The 18,109-nt window shown below is 67.2% G+C and carries 15 protein-coding genes and 1 pseudogene; 9 read left to right on the top strand and 7 right to left on the bottom strand.

Translation table 11 applies throughout. The features are described 5' to 3' along the window. Window positions 1-82 precede the first annotated feature (82 nt). Both AC5Y3Z_RS12825 and AC5Y3Z_RS12820 read right to left on the bottom strand, forming a co-directional pair. Window positions 83-1,015, bottom strand: a complete 933-nt coding sequence (locus tag AC5Y3Z_RS12825) for a DUF4873 domain-containing protein (RefSeq protein WP_463827509.1) — start codon at window positions 1,013-1,015, stop codon at window positions 83-85. Between the two features lie 197 nt (window positions 1,016-1,212). Beyond that, window positions 1,213-2,118: an AurF N-oxygenase family protein gene (locus AC5Y3Z_RS12820; RefSeq protein WP_463827379.1), complete on the bottom strand. Its 906-nt coding sequence runs from the start codon at window positions 2,116-2,118 to the stop codon at window positions 1,213-1,215. Window positions 2,119-2,256: 138 nt separating this feature from the next. On the opposite strand from AC5Y3Z_RS12820, the gene cobF reads away from it, so the two are divergent. The 6 genes and pseudogenes from cobF to AC5Y3Z_RS12790 all read left to right on the top strand — a co-directional run bounded on the left by cobF (window position 2,257) and on the right by AC5Y3Z_RS12790 (window position 8,237). Further along, window positions 2,257-3,009: a precorrin-6A synthase (deacetylating) gene (cobF, locus tag AC5Y3Z_RS12815; protein WP_463827380.1), complete on the top strand. Its 753-nt coding sequence runs from the start codon at window positions 2,257-2,259 to the stop codon at window positions 3,007-3,009. A 194-nt stretch (window positions 3,010-3,203) separates the two neighbouring features. After that, window positions 3,204-4,964 carry a PE family protein gene (locus AC5Y3Z_RS12810; RefSeq protein ID WP_463827381.1) on the top strand — a complete coding sequence of 587 codons (1,761 nt, stop codon included), beginning with the start codon at window positions 3,204-3,206 and terminating at the stop codon, window positions 4,962-4,964. Window positions 4,965-5,081: 117 nt separating this feature from the next. Then, the gene (locus AC5Y3Z_RS12805) at window positions 5,082-6,590 is read left to right on the top strand and encodes a PE family protein (RefSeq protein WP_463827382.1); all 1,509 of its coding nucleotides are present in this window, start codon (window positions 5,082-5,084) and stop codon (window positions 6,588-6,590) included. A 15-nt stretch (window positions 6,591-6,605) separates the two neighbouring features. Next, a pseudogene (locus tag AC5Y3Z_RS12800) lies at window positions 6,606-6,848 on the top strand (DNA-formamidopyrimidine glycosylase family protein); the annotation flags it as partial. 153 nt (window positions 6,849-7,001) lie between these two features. Next, the gene (locus AC5Y3Z_RS12795) at window positions 7,002-7,469 is read left to right on the top strand and encodes a zinc finger domain-containing protein (protein ID WP_463827510.1); all 468 of its coding nucleotides are present in this window, start codon (window positions 7,002-7,004) and stop codon (window positions 7,467-7,469) included. A gap of 18 nt (window positions 7,470-7,487) precedes the next feature. Beyond that, window positions 7,488-8,237: an SDR family oxidoreductase gene (locus tag AC5Y3Z_RS12790; protein ID WP_463827383.1), complete on the top strand. Its 750-nt coding sequence runs from the start codon at window positions 7,488-7,490 to the stop codon at window positions 8,235-8,237. Window positions 8,238-8,325: 88 nt separating this feature from the next. On the opposite strand, the gene pgi is transcribed toward AC5Y3Z_RS12790, so the two are convergent. From pgi to AC5Y3Z_RS12775, 3 genes are all read right to left on the bottom strand, one after another. Continuing rightward, window positions 8,326-9,984: a glucose-6-phosphate isomerase gene (gene pgi, locus AC5Y3Z_RS12785; RefSeq protein ID WP_463827384.1), complete on the bottom strand. Its 1,659-nt coding sequence runs from the start codon at window positions 9,982-9,984 to the stop codon at window positions 8,326-8,328. A 67-nt stretch (window positions 9,985-10,051) separates the two neighbouring features. Further along, window positions 10,052-10,993: an esterase family protein gene (locus AC5Y3Z_RS12780; protein WP_463827385.1), complete on the bottom strand. Its 942-nt coding sequence runs from the start codon at window positions 10,991-10,993 to the stop codon at window positions 10,052-10,054. Between the two features lie 107 nt (window positions 10,994-11,100). After that, a complete protein-coding gene (locus AC5Y3Z_RS12775; RefSeq protein WP_463827386.1) occupies window positions 11,101-11,415 on the bottom strand; it encodes a chorismate mutase in 315 nt (104 codons plus the stop codon). A 229-nt stretch (window positions 11,416-11,644) separates the two neighbouring features. Here AC5Y3Z_RS12775 and pcrA point away from each other — a divergent pair, with 229 nt between their 5' ends. Then, complete coding sequence (gene pcrA, locus AC5Y3Z_RS12770) at window positions 11,645-13,960, top strand: DNA helicase PcrA (protein ID WP_463827387.1); 2,316 nt, start codon at window positions 11,645-11,647, stop codon at window positions 13,958-13,960. Between the two features lie 83 nt (window positions 13,961-14,043). Here pcrA and AC5Y3Z_RS12765 read toward each other — a convergent pair whose 3' ends face one another. Then, complete coding sequence (locus AC5Y3Z_RS12765) at window positions 14,044-14,604, bottom strand: hypothetical protein (RefSeq protein WP_463827388.1); 561 nt, start codon at window positions 14,602-14,604, stop codon at window positions 14,044-14,046. A 3-nt stretch (window positions 14,605-14,607) separates the two neighbouring features. Next, on the bottom strand, window positions 14,608-15,717 hold the full coding sequence (locus tag AC5Y3Z_RS12760; RefSeq protein WP_473139696.1) for a M23 family metallopeptidase: 1,110 nt from the start codon (window positions 15,715-15,717) through the stop codon (window positions 14,608-14,610). Between the two features lie 235 nt (window positions 15,718-15,952). Here AC5Y3Z_RS12760 and sucC point away from each other — a divergent pair, with 235 nt between their 5' ends. Further along, window positions 15,953-17,116 (top strand): ADP-forming succinate--CoA ligase subunit beta, encoded by a 1,164-nt coding sequence (gene sucC / locus AC5Y3Z_RS12755; RefSeq protein WP_463827389.1) that lies wholly within the window; start codon window positions 15,953-15,955, stop codon window positions 17,114-17,116. 18 nt (window positions 17,117-17,134) lie between these two features. Beyond that, on the top strand, window positions 17,135-18,037 hold the full coding sequence (gene sucD, locus AC5Y3Z_RS12750) for a succinate--CoA ligase subunit alpha (RefSeq protein WP_463827390.1): 903 nt from the start codon (window positions 17,135-17,137) through the stop codon (window positions 18,035-18,037). Window positions 18,038-18,109: the final 72 nt, after the last annotated feature.

Here is an 18,109-nt window from a genome sequence, read left to right as displayed (position 1 = left end):
GCGCGCACACCTATGGCTAATTACCCAGCGTCGCCGACAGTCAATCCCCGGCCCACGAATCGCCGGTAGGACGCCCAGAGTCTCAGGCCAGTGCGTACGGGGGTGTGCCCACGCCGGCGACCGAGTGGGTGCCCCAGGGTGTCTGTTCGACGATGCGGGCGGGCACGCTGTGCTGGCCAACGCTCAGCGTGACCGCCCGCGCCCGTGTGAGGGAGTCGGGCACCGCGTCCAGCACGGTCCCTTGCCAGTGGTAGTTGCCGTCGAGTGGGTCGAGGTGACCGACCAGGCGGACGCGCACCGGATAGCGGGCGCCGCCGATCTCCAGCGTCGCGGCGCCGTCGTAGGTGTCCTCGTAGTCGGGTGCGCTCGACGACAAGTCGAATGTGTCGAACGCTCCGAGCACCGCGGGGGGCTGGGCCGCAGCGAGTTGGACCCGCTCGTTGAACACCTGCTGGCTGGAACGGCGCACCTCGATACGACGGCTGCCGGTGCGCGTCATGACGTCGAGGCAGGAAGCGACGTAGCGCGCCTGCGCCGCGGTGTCCGGCCCGGTGAGGAAGAAGTAGTTGGGCAGACCGCGCACGGCCACGCCGTGGAAGGGTTCCATCCCGTCGACCCAGTTGTCGCGGACGGACTCACCGACCGCCGCCTGGTCACCGATTGCGAATCCGGTGCCGTAGATGATCGCGTCGACCGGGTGCTCGACGCCGTCGCGGGTCCGGATGGTTGTCGCCGTGATGGCGTCGATCGCCGACGTCACCACTGGTGGTCCGGGCTGTGGGCGGCGGCGCCAGGGCGGCGTCCAGGGCCGGGCGCTGGAGACCATGCGCCGGGGTGCGTGCGCGAACACGGTCACCGTTCCCGCGGCTCGGACAAGTTGGCTGAGGCGGTGCGCGGCCCAGGAGTCGGTGCCCACCAGTGCAATGGACTTGCCGGCCGGGCGGAACCGGGGGTCCCAGGCTGCCGCATGGAAAGACTCGCCTTGAAAGTCGTTGCGGCCATTGATGTCCGGCACCCACGGGACGAACAAACGGGGGTTCGTGGCAATGACCACATCAGCTCGGACGTGCTCGCCGGCCGCGGTGTGCAGCACCCACGCGTCGTCGTGAAACTCAGAATGCGAGATCTCGGCCTCGAGAGTCGCGACCTCGGTGAGACCGGCGGTGTGCAGCGTGGAGGCGAGGTCGGCGGCGCCCGCTCCGACGACCAGTGTCACAGAAACCTGCTGCGTTTCCAGCCGCGGCGCGCGATCGGGCCCATCAGGCCTACCTCGGTCAAGAACGCTGCCAGCGGCGCGAATCCGGCCTGTTGAACCTCTCGGCGGTGTGCGCTGGTGCGGGCGAGGTGTCGTGCCCGTTTGACGTCCAGGCCGGCGCGCGCGTACTGCACGCGGTTGCTGAACAGGTAGTTGAAGAAATATCCGCCGAGACCGTTGATGTTGGCCATGAACCACCGGTTGAGCCGCGGCATCTCGGCAACCCGTTTGCGGGCACCGTCGCGCGCGAACTGAATGTGGCGGGCCTCTTCGGTGACGTGAATCCGCATCAGCCGCTGGATGATCGGTTGCAGTTCGGGGTCGTCCATCATCTGCCGCTGCAGCGAGTCGAAGATCTCCTCACCGATCAGCGCGGCCACCCACAGCATTGAGCCGCGCTGAAACGCCAGCGGCAGCAGATTGATGATGTAGCGATGAAACCGGGTGGGCCGCACCGGTTTTGCGCCGATACGCTCGATGGCCTTGCCGAACATCACCATGTGGCGGGTTTCGTCGCCCAGTTCGGTCAGCTTGTAATGCGTGGACCGGCTGGTGGGGTCCTCGTGCAGGATGGTGCGCAGCAGCGACTGGTTGAGCATGTTCTCGAACCAGATACCGGCCGATAGCGTGTTGACCAGTTCCTGACGGGACAGTTCGATCTGTTGCTGGCGGGACATCTCCTCCCACATCGGTGTGCCGTACAGCGACACCAGCTTGGCGGGCAGAAAGAACTTGTCCGGGTCCAGGGGAGCGTCCCAGTCGATGTCGACGACCGGTTCGTAAGACTTCTTGACCGACCCTTTGAGCAGACGCTCGGAGAATTCTTCGCGACTCGGTCCGCTTGGTCGCACCGCAGTGGTCATCGTTGGCGTCCCTTCGTGTCCCGGTGGCCGGGGGCTGATTCAGACGTTAGGCAGATCACATTCTCTAGTCAATACCCACGGTACCGGGTACCGACGGTCCCCGGTAGATGGCGCGCGGTCTCAATTAGGTTGAGCTGCATGAGTCGGCACATCCATGTGATCGGGATCGGTGCCGGCGACCCCGACTACGTGACCGTCCAGGCAATCGAGGCGCTCAACGACACCCAGGTGTTCTTCGCGATGGACAAGGGAGAGGTCAAGAGCGACCTGGTCGCGCTGCGCCAGCAGATCTGCGCGCGGTTCATCCGCGAGCCCGGGTATCGGTTCGTCCAGCTGCCGGATCCGCGGCGATCCACCGCCACCGACTACCGGGCCGCCGTGTCGGACTGGCACGCGGCGCGCGCCCGGCTCTGGGCGGCTGCCATCGCCGAAGAACTGGAGCCCGACGGCGTCGGAGCCTTCCTGGCCTGGGGTGATCCGTCGCTCTACGACAGCACACTGCGCATCCTGGATCTCGTCGCCGCCGAGGTGCAGATCAGCTACGACGTGATACCCGGCATCACCGCGATACAGGCACTCACCGCGCGTCACCGCATTCCGCTCAACGACGTCGGCGAACCGGTGCTCGTCACCACCGGTCGGCAGTTGCGTGCCCACGGGCTGACCGGTGCGGCCGTGGTGATGCTCGACGCGGACTGCTCGTTCCAGACCTGTGCGCCCGACACCTGGATCTGGTGGGGCGCGTACCTGGGGACCGCGGACGAGATGCTGATGGCGGGACCCGTCGGCGAGGTGGGCGCGCGCATCGTCGAGCAGCGCACGCAGGCCCGAGCGCGGCACGGCTGGATCATGGATACCTATCTGTTGCGGCCCCCCGGCCAACCGGCTTAGCCGTTGGCGTGCAAGGCCCCGTCGACACTTCTGTACAGCTGCGCCGGCTGGTGCGTCGCGGATTTCCTGCCGCGAATTTGACGTGTCGGCAAGAACACGTGCTCCGGATTCCGGGTGACGGGTTACGATCCCCTCTAGTGTGCTAAACACGTGCCTAATCGCGGGCTCGTCGTAGGGTTGAGAAGGGTCGGCGTATGTCCTACGTGTTCGCTCAGCCGGAGTGGGTCACTGCTGCGGCAACGGACTTGGCGAGCATCGGTTCGTCGATCAACGCCGCCACCTCGGCCGCGGCCGCGCCCACAGCGTCGGTGCTGGCTGCCGGCGCCGATGACGTGTCCACGGCGATCGCCGCGCTCTTCGGCGCGCACGCCCAGGCCTACCAGCAACTCAGTGCCCAGGCGGCGCTCTTTCACGAGCAGTTCGTGCAACTGATGAGCGGCGGAGCGACGCAATACGCCGCTGCTGAAGCCCTTAACGTGAGCACGCAGTCCCTCGAAGAAAACGTCCTCGGTGCTGTTAACGCACCGGCTATGGCGCTGTTCAACCGTCCACTGGTGGGTAACGGCGCGGACGGCGCGACCGCCGGAGCCGATGGCAGGGACGGCGGCATCCTTTGGGGGAATGGCGGCAACGGTGCAACCGGTGGCGTCGGCCAGAGCGGTGGCAATGGCGGAAACGCGGGCTTGTTGGGTAACGGCGGCCGCGGCGGAGCCGGTGGGATCGGAATGACCGGAGTCGCCGGCGTGGCTGGTGGCACCGGCGGTACCGGCGGTACCGGCGGCTGGCTCTACGGCGCGGGCGGTAGTGGCGGTTTCGGCGGCAACGGCGGAATCGGCGCCCCTGGTCAAGCCGGTGGTGCGGCAGGTGACGGTGGCGCCGGTGGTGCCGGCGGGTTCTTCACCGGCGTCGGCGGAGCCGGTGGTGCCGGTGGTGTCGGCGGCCAAGCCAGCGATGCCGGCCCGTCCGGCGCAGGCAACAACGGGGGACAGGGCGGTGACGGTGGAGTCGGCGGTCGCGCGGGACTGCTGGTCGGCAATGGCGGCGCCGGAGGAGATGGTGGCAAGGGCGGCGCCAGCACCGGCGCTCTGACGTCCAGCTCATTCGGGGGCGAAGCCGGAGCCGGTGGTTCCGGTGGCGACGGCGCGCGGGCCGGCCTGTTCTCCGGTGACGGGGGCGCGGGTGGCAACAGCGGCGACGCCGGCAACGGCCTGGACAACAGCCCCGCGGTACTTGTTGGCGCGCATGGCGGTTCGAACACCGGCGTGCTGGGCGGCAGGGGTGGCGACGCCGGCTTCTTCGGTAACGGTGGTGCCGGCGGCAACGGCGGGCTGGGCGGCAACGGCGCACTCGGCACGAACACCGGTGGTGACGGCGGCGAGGGCGCGCTCGGTGGTCAAGGTGGCAGGGGTGGTTGGCTCTACGGAAACGGCGCCGACGGCGGCCGCGGCGGGACCGGCGGTACCGGCGGGCTGGCTACGAATCCGTCGCTTTCCGGTTCCGGTGCCCGCGGCGGCTTCGGCGGTGACGGTGGCTCGGCCGGCCTGTTCGGCAGCGCCGGGAACGGCGGCGGCGGCGGCAACGGCGGAAACTTCTTCGGTACCGGTCCCAGCTTCGCGGCGCCCGGCGGCAACGGCGGTGACGGTGGAGACGCCGCGTTGGTCGGTCGCGGCGGCGCGGGGGGCGCCGGCGGTACCACGGGCAGCGGCAGCGTCCTGGCTTCGAGCAGTAACGGCGGAAACGGTGGGGACGGCGGTCTGTTCTACGGCGACGGGGGTGCCGGGGGCAACGCCGGCCCGGTGGGCATCGGTCCGGACGGACGCGGCGGCAGCGGCGGTAATGCACAGCTGATCGGCAACGGCGGTGACGGCGGCGACGGCGCCAATGGGCAGCCGGGTGGCCGGGCTGGCACTGGTGGCGCGCTGTTCGGCCAGAACGGACAGCCGGGTCAGACCTAGTTCGCAAAGCGAACGATGTGGCGCCGAATTCTGTTAAGCGCGAACGAATTCAGGCGAATCGGCCCACACATCATCCTTGATCGCCGTAGCATGCGGATCGGTTGAGGAGGTCCGCTTGTGTCGTTTGTGAACGCTGCCACGGAACTGGTCGCGGCAGCCGCGTCCGATCTGGCCGGTGTGGGATCGACAATCAGCCAGGCGAATCTGGCTGCCGCGTTCCCCACGTCGAGCGTGCTCGCCGCCGGCGCGGACGAGGTGTCGGTGGCCATCGCCGCGATGTTCGGTGCCCACGCCCAGGCTTACCAGGCCCTGAGTGCCCAGGCGGCGCAGTTTCACCAGCAGTTTGTCCAGTTGATGAGCGGTGGTGCGGCGCAGTACGCGGCCGCTGAGGCGGCCAATGTGTTGCAGACCGCGGAGCAGGAAGTGCTCGGCGCTGTCAACGCGCCCACGATGGCGTTGCTGAACCGTCCGCTGATCGGCAATGGCGCCAACGGCGCCACCCCCGGAGCCAACGGTCAGGACGGCGGCATCCTCTGGGGCAACGGCGGGAACGGTGCGATCGGCGCGGCCGGCCAAAGCGGTGGCAACGGCGGCTCAGCTGGCTTCTTCGGCAACGGCGGGTCAGGCGGAGCCGGTGGAGCGGGTGCCAACGGTGCCACTGCGGGTTCGGCGGGCCTGGCCGGTGGCAACGGTGGCGTCGGAGGTGCCGGCGGTTGGCTGTGGGGCAACGGCGGCAGCGGCGGACTCGGCGGCGTCGGGGGAAACGCGACTGAATTCAGCAGCGGCAGTGGGGGATCTGGAGCCAACGGCGGCGTCGGCGGCAACGGTGGGGCCGGTGGTCGCGGTGGCTTGTTCTTCGGTGACGGTGGCCGCGGGGCGGCCGGCGGTGCCGGCGGGCAGGCAACCGGCGCCACAAGTCACAGTCCTTCCGCGGTGGCGGGCACCGGCGGGACCGGCGGCCTGGGCGGCGACGGTGGTCAAAGCGGATGGCTATCCGGCAACGGCGGTCGAGGCGGGGACAGCGGTGCTGGTGGCGGCGCCAACACCAGCGGGATTCCGGCAGTTGACGGTGCCAATGGTGGATCGGCCGGTCTGAGGGCCGGAGCCGGAGGCAACGCCGGGTTGTTTGGCAGGGGAGGTGCCGGCGGTAATGGGGGCCTCGGTGCGGCCGGTGTCAGTGTCGGTGCGACGTCTTACGACGGAGGCGACGGCGGTGCCGGTGGCAACGGCGGACTTGGCGGCCGGGGTGGCTACTTCCTCGGCGACGGCGGTGCCGGCGGATTCGGTGGAGGCGGTGGACAAGGGGGCAACCCGGGCGGCGCCGCCATCACTCCCGTGCCCGGCAATGGTGGCCTCGCCGGCTCCGGAGCCGCGGGTGGGGCGTCGGGGTTGATCGGCAACGGCGGCGATGGCGGCGATGGCGGCAAGGGAGGGGTCCCGGGCCAGCGAACGGTGAATGGCACGACGTATATCGGCAACACCGGCGCCAACGGCAGCGGCGGCCAGGGTGGCAACGCCAGCTTGTACGGCAACGGCGGCCGTGGCGGTCACGGCAACCCGCCGGCTGCCGGCGGCAATATGGGTTTGATTTCGGGGACCGCCGGAACACCGGGCGCGCCCCTGTAGGGGCACACTGGACCGGTGCCCGAACTCCCCGAGATCGAAGCGCTGGCTGATCATCTGCGCCGGCATGCCGTCGGCTTGACCGTCGGCCGGGTCGACGTCGCCGCGCTGAGTGTGCTCAAGACCTTCGATCCGCCCGTCAACGCGCTGCACGGCCGCGCCGTCGTCACCGCCGGCCGGTGGGGCAAGTACCTGGGCCTGCAGGCCGGCGACCTCTGGCTGATCACGCATTTGTCGCGGGCCGGCTGGCTGCGCTGGTCGGACAAATTGGCCGCGGCTCCGTTACGGCCGGGCAAGGGGCCGATCGCGCTGCGGGTGCATCTGGGCACCCCCGGTACGGCGCCAGGCTTCGACCTCACCGAAGCCGGCACCCAGAAACGGCTCGCGGTCTGGCTGGTCAACGATCCCCGGCAGGTGCCGCAGATCGCCGCACTCGGACCCGATGCGCTCGAACTCGGCCCCGATGACCTGGCCCGCATCCTGGCCGGCAACACCGGGCGGATCAAGACCGTCATCACCGACCAGAAGGTGATCGCCGGCATCGGCAACGCCTACAGCGACGAGATCCTGCACGTCGCGCGGATCTCACCGTTCGCGACCGCGGCGAAACTGTCCGACGAGCAGCTCACCGTCCTGCACGACGCGATGATTTCCGTCCTCACCGACGCGGTGAGCCGGTCCGTCGGGCAGGGCGCTGCCATGCTCAAAGGAGAGAAGCGCTCTGGGCTGCGGGTACACGCCCGCACCGGACTGCCCTGCCCGGTCTGCGGCGACACCGTGCGCGAAGTGTCGTTCGCGGACAAGTCTTTTCAATACTGTGCGACCTGTCAGACCGGCGGCAAAGTGCTGGCCGACCGGCGCATGTCCCGGCTGCTCAAATAGCCCCGATATGCTGCCCGGGTGACTCGCCAGAGAATCCTGATCACCGGAGCCAGCTCCGGCCTGGGCGCCGGCATGGCCCGCGCCTTCGCCGCCAAAGGCCGCGACCTGGCCTTGTGTGCCCGCCGCACCGACCGGCTCGAGGAATTGAAAGCCGAACTGTCGCAGCAGTATCCGTCGGTCAAGATCGCGCTGGCGGCGCTGGATGTCAACGACCACGAACAGGTGCCGAAGGTGTTCGCCGAACTCAGCGACGCGCTGGGCGGTATCGACCGGGTAATCGTCAATGCCGGTATCGGCAAGGGCGCCAAGCTGGGCTCGGGCAAGGTGTGGGCGAACAAGGCGACGCTGGAGACCAATTTGATCGCCGCGCTGGTGCAGATCGAGACCGCGCTGGAGATCTTCAACAAGAGCGGATCCGGTCACCTGGTGCTCATCTCCTCGGTGCTGGGCAACCGCGGTGTGCCGGGCGTCAAAGCCGCCTACTGCGCCAGCAAGGCTGGGCTGACGTCGCTGGGCGAGTCGCTGCGCGCCGAGTACGCCAAAGGTCCCATCAGGGTGACCTCCATCGAGCCGGGCTACATCGAGTCGGAGATGACGGCCAAATCCAACAGCACAATGTTGATGGTGGACAACGAAACCGGCGTCAAGGCACTCGTCGCCGCCATCGAACGCGAGCCGGGCCGCGCCGTGGTGCCGCGCTGGCCGTGGGCACCGCTGGTCCAGCTGCTGCGGGTGATGCCACCACCGCTGACCAAGCGCTTCGCCTGACCCTTCTGAGGCCCACTGTGCAATCCACGACACCTGAGCGGCGTGTCGCGTCGTGGGATGCACACTCGGCGCAACAGCAGGCGAATCGCTATTCCGCGCGGCCCCGCTCGGCGCGGTAGCGGCGCACCAACGCGTCGGTGGAGCTGTCCGACTGCTTGGCCGGGGATTCGTTGCTGGTGAGTACCGGGATCAGCGCCTTGGCCTGCGTCTTACCCAGTTCCACACCCCACTGGTCGAAGGAATCGATGCCCCAGATGACACCCTCGGTGAAGACTTGGTGCTCGTAGAGCGCGATCAGCTGGCCCAGCACCGACGGTGTCAACCGGGTGCCCAGGATCGAGGTCGACGGCCGGTTGCCGGGCATCACCTTGTGCGGCACCACCTCGGCCGGGGCGCCCTCCTGAGCGATCTCCTCGGCCGTCTTGCCGAATGCCAGGACCTGGGTCTGGGCGAAGAAGTTGCTCATCAACAGATCGTGCATGCTGCCGTCGCCTTCTGCTGTCGGCAGGTCGTCGAGGGGCTGACTGAAGCCGATGAAGTCGGCAGGTATGAGTCGGGTGCCCTGGTGCAGCAACTGGTAGAACGCGTGCTGGCCGTTGGTTCCCGGCTCGCCCCAATAGATTTCGCCGGTGTCGGTGGTGACCGGAGTGCCGTCGGCGCGCGTCGACTTGCCGTTCGACTCCATGGTCAGCTGCTGCAGATAGGCCGCGAACCGCGCCAGATCGTCGGCGTAGGGCAGTACCACCCGCGACTGGGCGCCGAAGAAGTTGTTGTACCACAGCCCGATAAGCCCAAGCAGCGCAGGCGCATTGGCGTCCAGCGGTGCCGTCCGGAAATGTTCGTCGACGATGTGAAATCCGGACAGGAAGTCCGCGAACGCTTCTCGGCCGATCACCGCCATCACCGACAACCCGATTGCGGAATCCACCGAGTAGCGGCCACCCACCCAGTCCCAGAAACCGAACATGTTGTCGGTGTTGATCCCGAATTCGTCGACGAGACGCTTGTTGGTGGACACGGCCACGAAATGCTTTGCCACCGCGGCATCCCCGAGTTTGTCGGTGAGCCAGCGGCGGGCCGCCGTCGCGTTGGTCAGCGTCTCGAGAGTGGAAAAGGTCTTCGACGCGACGATGAAAAGTGTTGTGGCAGGGTCTAAGTCGGCCAGTACACCGACCAGGTCGGCGGGATCCACGTTGGAGACGAAGCGGGCCGAGATGCCCGCGTCGGCGTAGTGGCGCAGTGCCTGGTACACCATCACCGGGCCCAGGTCGGAACCGCCGATGCCGATGTTGACCACGGTGCGGATCCGCTCGCCGGTGGCACCTTTCCAGTCCCCGGTACGCAGCCGGTCGGTGAAGTCGCCCATCGCGTCCAGCACTTCGTGGACATCCCTGACCACGTTCTGGTCCCCGACGATCAGGTGGGCATTACGCGGCAACCGCAGCGCGGTGTGCAGCACCGCCCGATCCTCCGAGGTGTTGATGCGCTCACCGGCGAACATGGCGTCCCGGCGCTCCTCGAGCTTGGCTGTGCGCGCGAGGTCGATCAGCAGTCCGACCGTCTCGCGGGTGATCCGATGCTTGCTGTAGTCGATGTAGAGGTCTCCCACCGTCAGGGTGAGCTCGCGACCGCGGTCCGGATCGTCGTCGAAGAACTGCCGTAAGTGGGTTTCTCCGATCTGATCATGGTGCTTGCGCAGGGCGTCCCAGGCCGGGGTGGCGGTGATGTCTGATGGCGCGGAGGTCATAAGTCGACCCTAGTGCCGGGACGGTCAGGGCTCGAGACTCATCCGGCGATCTGCAGCCAGAGACCTCTCAGCGTGCGGGCGTGCTGCCCAGCACCTGCTGCAGATCCGGCAGCATCGCCTGCAACTGCTCTCCCCAGTACTGCCAGGTGTGCGTGCCGTTGGCGGGGAAATTGAATACGCCGTTGTGGCCGCCCTTGAGTTTGTAGCGGGCCGCGAAGACCTTGTTGCTGATGCGGGTAGCGCTTTCCAGCAGGCTGGCGTCCAGCTTGGTGCCGAGGTCTGACTCGCCACCGTTGCCGGTGTAGATCCAGATGCGGGTGTTGTTGGCGGCCAGCTTGGCGGCGTTGACCGTGGGGTCGTGATCGGCCCACGCGGGGTCACCGGCGGGCCCCCACATGGCGTCGGATCGGAAGCCGGCTGCTCCCATCTGCACCGCGCTGAGCAGGGTGGGCCAGTTACCCGCGGACAGATTGAGGAAACCCGACATCGACGCGGCGTAGGCGAAGTTCTGCGGATGATCGGCCGCCAGGATCAATGCCGCGGAACCGCTCATCGAGGCGCCCACGACGGCGTTCCCGGTCGTGCTGGTGCCCTTGTTCGTCGCCAACCAGGCCGGCAGCTCCTGCGTCAGGAATGTCTCCCACTTGTAGGTCCACATGCCCTTGTTGCCGACTGCCGGCCGATACCAGTCGGAATAGAAGCTGGCCATGCCACCGGTCGGCAGCACCAACGACAGTCCGGACTGGCCGAACCACTCGAATACCGGCAGGTGGATGTCCCACCCGTTGAAGTCGTCGCGGGCCAGCATCCCGTCGAGCAGATACACCGCGTGCGAGCTCCCGCCGGTTGCCCGGCCCTGGTACTCCACCTTGACTTGGCGATTCATCGACGGCGAGGGGACCATCAGGTACTCGATCGGTTGACCCTGGCGGGACCAGGCGGAACAGATCGCCGTGCTGGCCGAGAACCCACCCGTGACGGCGAGCAACGCTGCGGCTGATAGCGACATCAGCCGACGTAACGGTGAAAGTGCAGCTCTTGACGACGCAGCCATGTCCGGCGGAGCTTACCGGGGCAAATCAGCAAACTGCCGAATGTAACGGCAGGAGTAACCGATTAGTGGCCGAGTCGTCCCCGGCCCAGACGCAGCAGCAGCATCGCGAGGTCTTTTCCTTCCGGACCCAACTCGCTGTAGCGTTCGATGACTTTCATCTCCCGGGTGTGCACCAGCCGAGTGCCGCCGGATGCCATCCGGGCTTTGCCGATCGCCTGGGACACCTCGGCGCGTCTCTTGACGGCGGCAAGGATCTCAGCGTCGAGCCGGTCGATCTCTTCGCGCAATTCGTCGATATCGAGCTCTGCGGTATCGATGGTCTCGGTGTTCATTTCTGCTATCTCCGCATTTTCGTGAGGTGGTGGGTCTGGTCTCATCCGGTTCGGGCCTCACACGAAAGACGAGCCCCGATCGCCGAAGCGGACCACGGGGCTCTGCGAAAGCAGCTACGCCACGGGCACCGCTGACGGGTACCCGTAGAAAAATCGGGGCTGCACGTTGAGCACCAACCGAGTGTGCCACCAATGGCCGCACGCACGCAAAAACTCGGTAATTAGTGGCGGGAAGGGCGTGGGTGTCGGGCAGCGGCGGTAAGTTTGGACGGACATGAGTGTGCACGCGACTGACGCAAAATCCGAAGCCGAGCAACTGCTCGACGGTCTCAATCAGCAACAGCGCCAGGCGGTGGTCCATGAGGGCTCGCCGCTGCTGATCGTCGCGGGTGCCGGCTCGGGCAAGACGGCGGTGCTCACCCGCCGCATCGCCTACCTGGTCGCTGAGCGCGGCGTGAGCGTCGGTCAGATCCTGGCGATCACGTTCACCAACAAAGCGGCCGCCGAGATGCGTGAACGTGTGGTCAACCTGGTCGGTCCGCGGGCCCGCTACATGTGGGTGTCGACGTTCCACTCGTCGTGTGTGCGGATCTTGCGTAACCAGGCATCGCTGATCGACGGGCTCAACTCCAACTTCTCCATCTACGACGCCGACGATTCCCGCCGGCTGCTGCAGATGATCGGCCGCGACATGGGCCTGGACATCAAGCGGTATTCGCCCCGGCTGCTGGCCAACGCCATCTCCAACCTCAAAAACGAGCTGATCGATCCGCACCAGGCGGTGTCCAACCTCACCGACGAGTCCGACGACCTGTCCCGCACCGTGGCATCGGTTTTCGGGGAGTATCAGCGCCGGCTGCGGGCGGCCAACGCCTTGGACTTCGACGACCTGATCGGCGAGACCGTCGCGGTGCTGCAGACATTCCCCGACATCGCGCAGTACTACCGACGCCGGTTCCGCCACGTTCTGGTCGACGAGTACCAGGACACCAACCACGCGCAGTACATGTTGGTGCGGGAACTGGTCGGTCGCGACACCGAGGATGGTGTGCCACCCGGGGAGTTGTGCGTCGTCGGGGATGCCGACCAGTCGATCTATGCGTTCCGCGGTGCCACCATCCGCAACATCGAAGACTTCGAACGTGACTACCCGGACGCGAGAACGATTCTGCTGGAACAGAATTACCGCTCGACGCAGAACATCCTGTCCGCGGCGAACTCGGTGATCGCCCGCAACACGGGGCGCCGCGAGAAGCGGCTGTGGACCGACGCCGGCGAGGGTGAACTGATCGTCGGTTACGTCGCCGACAACGAGCACGACGAGGCCAGGTTCGTCGCCGACGAAATCGACGCATTGGCCGACCGCGGCGACATCACCTACAACGACGTCGCGGTCTTCTACCGCACCAACAACTCGTCGCGATCCCTGGAAGAGGTGTTCATCCGCGCCGGGATTCCGTACAAAGTCGTTGGGGGAGTTCGTTTTTACGAACGCAAGGAGATTCGCGACATCGTCGCTTACCTGCGGGTACTGGACAATCCCGGCGATGCCGTCAGCATGCGGCGCATCCTGAACACCCCGCGCCGCGGCATCGGTGACCGCGCCGAGGCGTGTGTGGCGGTGTACGCCGAGAACACCGGCGCGAGCTTCGCCGACGCACTGCAGGCGGCGGCCGCGGGCAAAGTGCCGATGCTCAACAGCCGCGCGGAGAAGTGCATCGCCGGCTTCGTGGAGTTGCTCGACGAGCTGCGGGGACACCTCGACGACGATCTCGGCGACTTGGTCGAGGCGGTGCTCGAACGCACCGGGTACCGCCGCGAGCTGGAGTCGTCGACCGATCCGCAGGAGCTCGCGAGGTTGGACAACCTCAACGAACTCGTCAGCGTCGCACACGAATTCAGCATCGATCGGGCAAACGCGGCGGCACTGGCAGCCGAAGGCGACACCGACGACGAGGACGTGCCGGACACCGGAATCCTGGCGGCTTTTCTGGAACGGGTCTCCCTGGTCGCCGACACTGACGAGATTCCCGAGCACGGCGCGGGTCTGGTCACGTTGATGACGCTGCACACCGCCAAGGGGCTGGAGTTCCCGGTGGTGTTCGTCACGGGCTGGGAGGACGGCATGTTCCCGCACATGCGGGCGCTGGATGACCCGGGCGAGCTGTCCGAGGAACGCCGGCTGGCCTACGTCGGGATCACCAGGGCCCGGCAGCGGCTCTACCTGAGCAGGGCCATCGTCCGCTCGTCCTGGGGGCAGCCGATGCTCAATCCGGAATCGCGCTTCCTGCGCGAGATTCCCCAGCAGCTCATCGACTGGCGACGAACCGCGCCTAAGCCGTCGTTCAGCGCGCCGGTCAGCGGTGCGGGCCGGTTCGGCACGCCGCGTGCCGCGCCGACCCGCTCGGGTGCGAGCAAGCGCCCGCTCATCGTGCTCGAGCCCGGCGACCGAGTGACGCACGACAAGTACGGCCTGGGCCGGGTCGAAGAGGTGACCGGCACCGGCGAATCGGCGATGTCGTTGATCGATTTCGGCAGTGCCGGGCGGGTCAAACTGATGCATAACCACGCCCCGATCGGCAAGCTCTGACCCGCCCCGGGGAACAGACCGGATTCAGGTGACGGCTGCCGCCGGTGGCCACCGGCGGGCCAGACGTTTGTCGCTGCTGAAGCTCAGTCGGTCCACCGTTTGGTCTCCGGCAGTGCCGCCAGGACCGCGCTGGCGACCGGCAGCAGCGGCAGCGCGTGCACCAACCACGCCACCCGGGCGCCCGCGATGAACACGCCGAGGTAAGTGAGCAGCGCGACCACCGCTCCGGCCGTGATCAGGTGACGCCCGACCGGCCGGCGCAACAGCAGCGCGATCACCCCGGAGACGGTGGTGATCGCAAAGACCAGGGCAAGGAACCCGACCGCGATGCAGAACAGCCGGTCGGTGCGCCACCAGCCGGCGATCAGGTCGGTGGCCACCACCGAGGTGGCCCATCCGCTGACGATGCTCACGGCGCCGGCCGCGACCGCAGTACGGGGGCTGGGCTGCGGGAGACCGGGCAGCGCGGCAATGGGGTCCACCGGGGCCGCGGCGGCACCGGAGGATGGCGCACGCCGGATGATCTGCGTGGGCTGCGCTGAGTCGGGCACCACCGGCAGCGGCTCGGTGGGCGCGCGGCGAATGATCCGGGTTCGTGGCTGTTCGGGAGGTTCGCGTCCGGCAGGGTCGGTCGGCGCGCTCACCGGTCAGCCGGCGTAATTACCGACCGACAGCCCGCGCTTGGCCAGCCACGGTACCGGGTCGATGCGCTCAGAGCCGTTCAAGTGAACCTCGAAGTGCAGGTGCGGACCGGTGGAGAACCCCCGGTTGCCCATCGTTGCGATCTGGTCACCCGCCATCACCCGCTGCCCGACGCTGACCAACGTGGTGTTGACGTGGCCGTACAGGGTGACGGTGCCGTCGGCGTGCAGCAGCTTGACCCACATGCCGTAGCCCGCGGTCGGTCCGGCGTCGATGACGACACCGTCGGAGACCGCGTAAATCGGGGTGCCGATCGAATTGGCCAGGTCGATGCCGGCGTGCAATACACCCCAGCGGTAGCCGAAATTGGAGGTGAAGATTCCCTTGGTCGGCATGACGTAGAGCGGCTGCTGCAGCCGTGCCTCACGCTGGGCGCGTTCCTGTGCGAAGGCCACGCCGCGGGCGAATTCCTCGTTGTGCACGCTGACGTTGCCGGGCTGAGCGGCGATCACCTGGGCGCCCCGCGGCGCGGTCGCCCCGGACCCGCCGGACATCGACGACGCATTCGCGGTCAGCACCGTCTCGATGTTGGGCGTCTCGGATTGGGTGAGTGCGGTGTGCGTGGCAGCAGCGGCCGCACCGGCGGCCATCGCGCCGATCAGTAGCCGACCCTTGGCCGCGCTGGTCGGCTGCTTGCGGTGACTGCCGCCCCGGCGCGGAACCGACGGGACGTCCGTCGTGAGCGACCGGACCGAGACCGGCTCCGGCGCGGGGATGATGACCCGGGCGAGCACCTCGGTGACGGGAGCGGCCAGCCACAGCGGCGTCAGGTCGTCGGTGTCATCCAGATCGTCGAGCTCGGGCGCGTGCAGCAGCTGCTCTGACACGTCGAACTCGGATTCCCCGAAGTCGAGCTCGTCGAGATCGGCGAGTTCCATGTCGTCGAGTTCATCAAAGCCATCTAACGGGATGATCTCGGTGACTTCGTTGGGGTGGTGACGCAGCCAGCGGTCCCGGGACGGGCGAGCCGCTACTGCGCTGGCAGCGCGGGAAATTCGGTGCTGGGACAAAGCTGGGATGTCCTCGGATCGTGACCATAACGTTATCTGGACCATGAGACGGTAACGGCTGAGGGGTAAAACTAGCAACCTCGGTATGGAATCCCGTCGAAATTGTGACTTGGATCACGGTTTCGGGCGAGGATACATTCGGTGACCTGCGCCACAGCGGTGGATGCGGCGGCGGAGACCATTTCGGGTGTCGATACAGTTCCTCCGGGCGCGGTGCCGATTTGGGGCCACCGCCGCCCTAGTGGACTAGCAAGTTAGCCGAGCAAAGGCAGTGACGCCCATGGATCTGTTCGAGTATCAAGCCAAGGAATTGTTCCTCAAGCACGGGGTGCCCGGTACGCAAGGCCGGGTGACCGACACCGCCGAGGGCGCGCGCGCCATCGCCGAGGAAGTCGGCAAGCCCGTCATGGTCAAAGCGCAGGTCAAGACCGGCGGCCGCGGCAAGGCCGGGGGTGTGAAGTACGCAGCCACCCCGGACGAGGCCTACGAGCACGCCAAGAACATCCTCGGCCTGGACATCAAAGGCCACATCGTGAAGAAGTTGCTGGTCGCCGAGGCCAGCGACATCGCCGAGGAGTACTACCTGTCCTTCCTGCTCGACCGGGCCAACCGCAGCTACCTGGCCATGTGCTCGGTGGAAGGTGGTATGGAGATCGAAGAGGTCGCCGCGACCAAGCCCGACCGACTCGCCAAGGTGGCGGTCGACGCAGTCAAGGGCGTCGACCGGGACTTCGCGCGGTCCATTGCCGAGCAGGGGCACCTGCCCGCTGAGGTGCTCGACGCCGCGGCCGTCACGATCGAGAAGCTGTGGGCCGTGTTCGTGGGCGAGGACGCGACGCTGGTAGAGGTGAACCCGCTGGTACGCACTCCCGACGACAAGATCCTGGCGCTGGACGGCAAGGTGACGCTGGACGCCAACGCCGACTTCCGCCAACCCGGTCACGCCGAGTTCGAGGACCGCGAGGCCACCGACCCGCTGGAGCTCAAGGCCAAGCAGCACGACCTCAACTACGTCAAGCTCAGCGGCGAGGTCGGGATCATCGGTAACGGTGCCGGCCTGGTGATGTCGACGCTGGATGTCGTTGCCTACGCCGGGGAGAAGCACGGTGGCGTCAAGCCGGCCAACTTCCTGGACATCGGTGGTGGCGCCTCGGCCGAGGTGATGGCAGCCGGACTGGACGTGATCCTGGGCGACCCGGAAGTCAAGAGCGTTTTCGTCAACGTCTTCGGCGGCATCACCGCCTGCGACGCGGTGGCCACCGGCATCGTCAAGGCGCTGGAGATCCTGGGCGACGAGGCCAACAAGCCGCTGGTGGTGCGGTTGGACGGCAACAACGTCGAGGAGGGTCGGCGCATCCTGGCCGAGGCCAATCACCCGTTGGTGATCCAGGCCGAGACGATGGACGCCGGTGCTGACAAAGCCGCCCAGCTGGCGAACGCCTGAGCAGAGGAGAACCGACCCATGGCTATTTTCCTGAACAAGGACAACAAGGTCATCGTCCAGGGCATCACCGGAGCCGAGGCCACCACACACACTGCGCGGATGCTCAAGGCGGGTACCCAGATCGTCGGCGGCGTCAACGCCCGTAAAGCCGGCACCACCGTCGCGCACAAGGACGCCGACGACAACGACGTCGAACTGCCGGTGTTCGGCACCGTCGTCGAGGCCATCGAGAAGACCGGCGCGGACGTCTCGATCATCTTCGTGCCGCCGAAGTTCGCCAAGGACGCGATCACCGAGGCCATCGACGCCGAGATCCCGCTGCTGGTGGTCATCACCGAGGGAATCCCGGTGCAGGACAGCGCCTATGCGTGGGCGTACAACGTCGCGAAGGGTCAGAAGACCCGCATCATCGGCCCGAACTGCCCGGGCATCATCAGCCCCGGACAGTCGCTGGTCGGCATCACCCCGGCCAACATCACCGGGCCGGGGCCGGTCGGGCTGGTGTCCAAGTCGGGCACGCTGACCTACCAGATGATGTACGAGCTGCGCGATTTCGGCTTCACCACCTCGATCGGCATCGGCGGTGACCCGGTGATCGGCACCACCCACATCGACGCCATCGAGGCGTTCGAGAAAGATCCCGACACCAAGCTCATCGTGATGATCGGTGAGATCGGCGGCGACGCCGAGGAGCGGGCAGCCGACTTCATCAAGGCCAACGTGACCAAGCCGGTCGTCGGCTATGTCGCGGGATTCACCGCCCCGGAGGGCAAGACGATGGGTCACGCGGGAGCGATCGTGTCCGGTTCCTCGGGTACCGCGTCGGCGAAGAAGGAAGCGCTGGAAGCGGCCGGGGTCAAGGTCGGTAAGACACCGTCGGAGACGGCGGCGCTGGCCCGGGAGATCCTGCAGAGCCTGTAGCACCCGCTGGCGCCCGTGCTGGCGCGAGAACTGCCGGCGAGCAGACGCAAAGTCCCCCTGGAACATGTGCTC

Source organism: Mycobacterium sp. NGS61, assembly GCF_059812325.1.
This window is presented reverse-complemented; position numbering and strand designations above follow the sequence as displayed.

Coding starts and splice junctions, on each gene's coding strand:
- AC5Y3Z_RS12820 (WP_463827379.1), bottom strand. CDS start 2,118: ATGACCACTGCGGTGCGACCAAGCGGACCGAGTCGCGAAGAATTCTCC.
- cobF (WP_463827380.1), top strand. CDS start 2,257: ATGAGTCGGCACATCCATGTGATCGGGATCGGTGCCGGCGACCCCGAC.
- AC5Y3Z_RS12810 (WP_463827381.1), top strand. CDS start 3,204: ATGTCCTACGTGTTCGCTCAGCCGGAGTGGGTCACTGCTGCGGCAACG.
- pgi (WP_463827384.1), bottom strand. CDS start 9,984: ATGACCTCCGCGCCATCAGACATCACCGCCACCCCGGCCTGGGACGCC.
- AC5Y3Z_RS12780 (WP_463827385.1), bottom strand. CDS start 10,993: ATGTCGCTATCAGCCGCAGCGTTGCTCGCCGTCACGGGTGGGTTCTCG.
- AC5Y3Z_RS12775 (WP_463827386.1), bottom strand. CDS start 11,415: ATGAGACCAGACCCACCACCTCACGAAAATGCGGAGATAGCAGAAATG.
- pcrA (WP_463827387.1), top strand. CDS start 11,645: ATGAGTGTGCACGCGACTGACGCAAAATCCGAAGCCGAGCAACTGCTC.
- AC5Y3Z_RS12760 (WP_473139696.1), bottom strand. CDS start 15,717: ATGGTCCAGATAACGTTATGGTCACGATCCGAGGACATCCCAGCTTTG.
- sucC (WP_463827389.1), top strand. CDS start 15,953: ATGGATCTGTTCGAGTATCAAGCCAAGGAATTGTTCCTCAAGCACGGG.
- sucD (WP_463827390.1), top strand. CDS start 17,135: ATGGCTATTTTCCTGAACAAGGACAACAAGGTCATCGTCCAGGGCATC.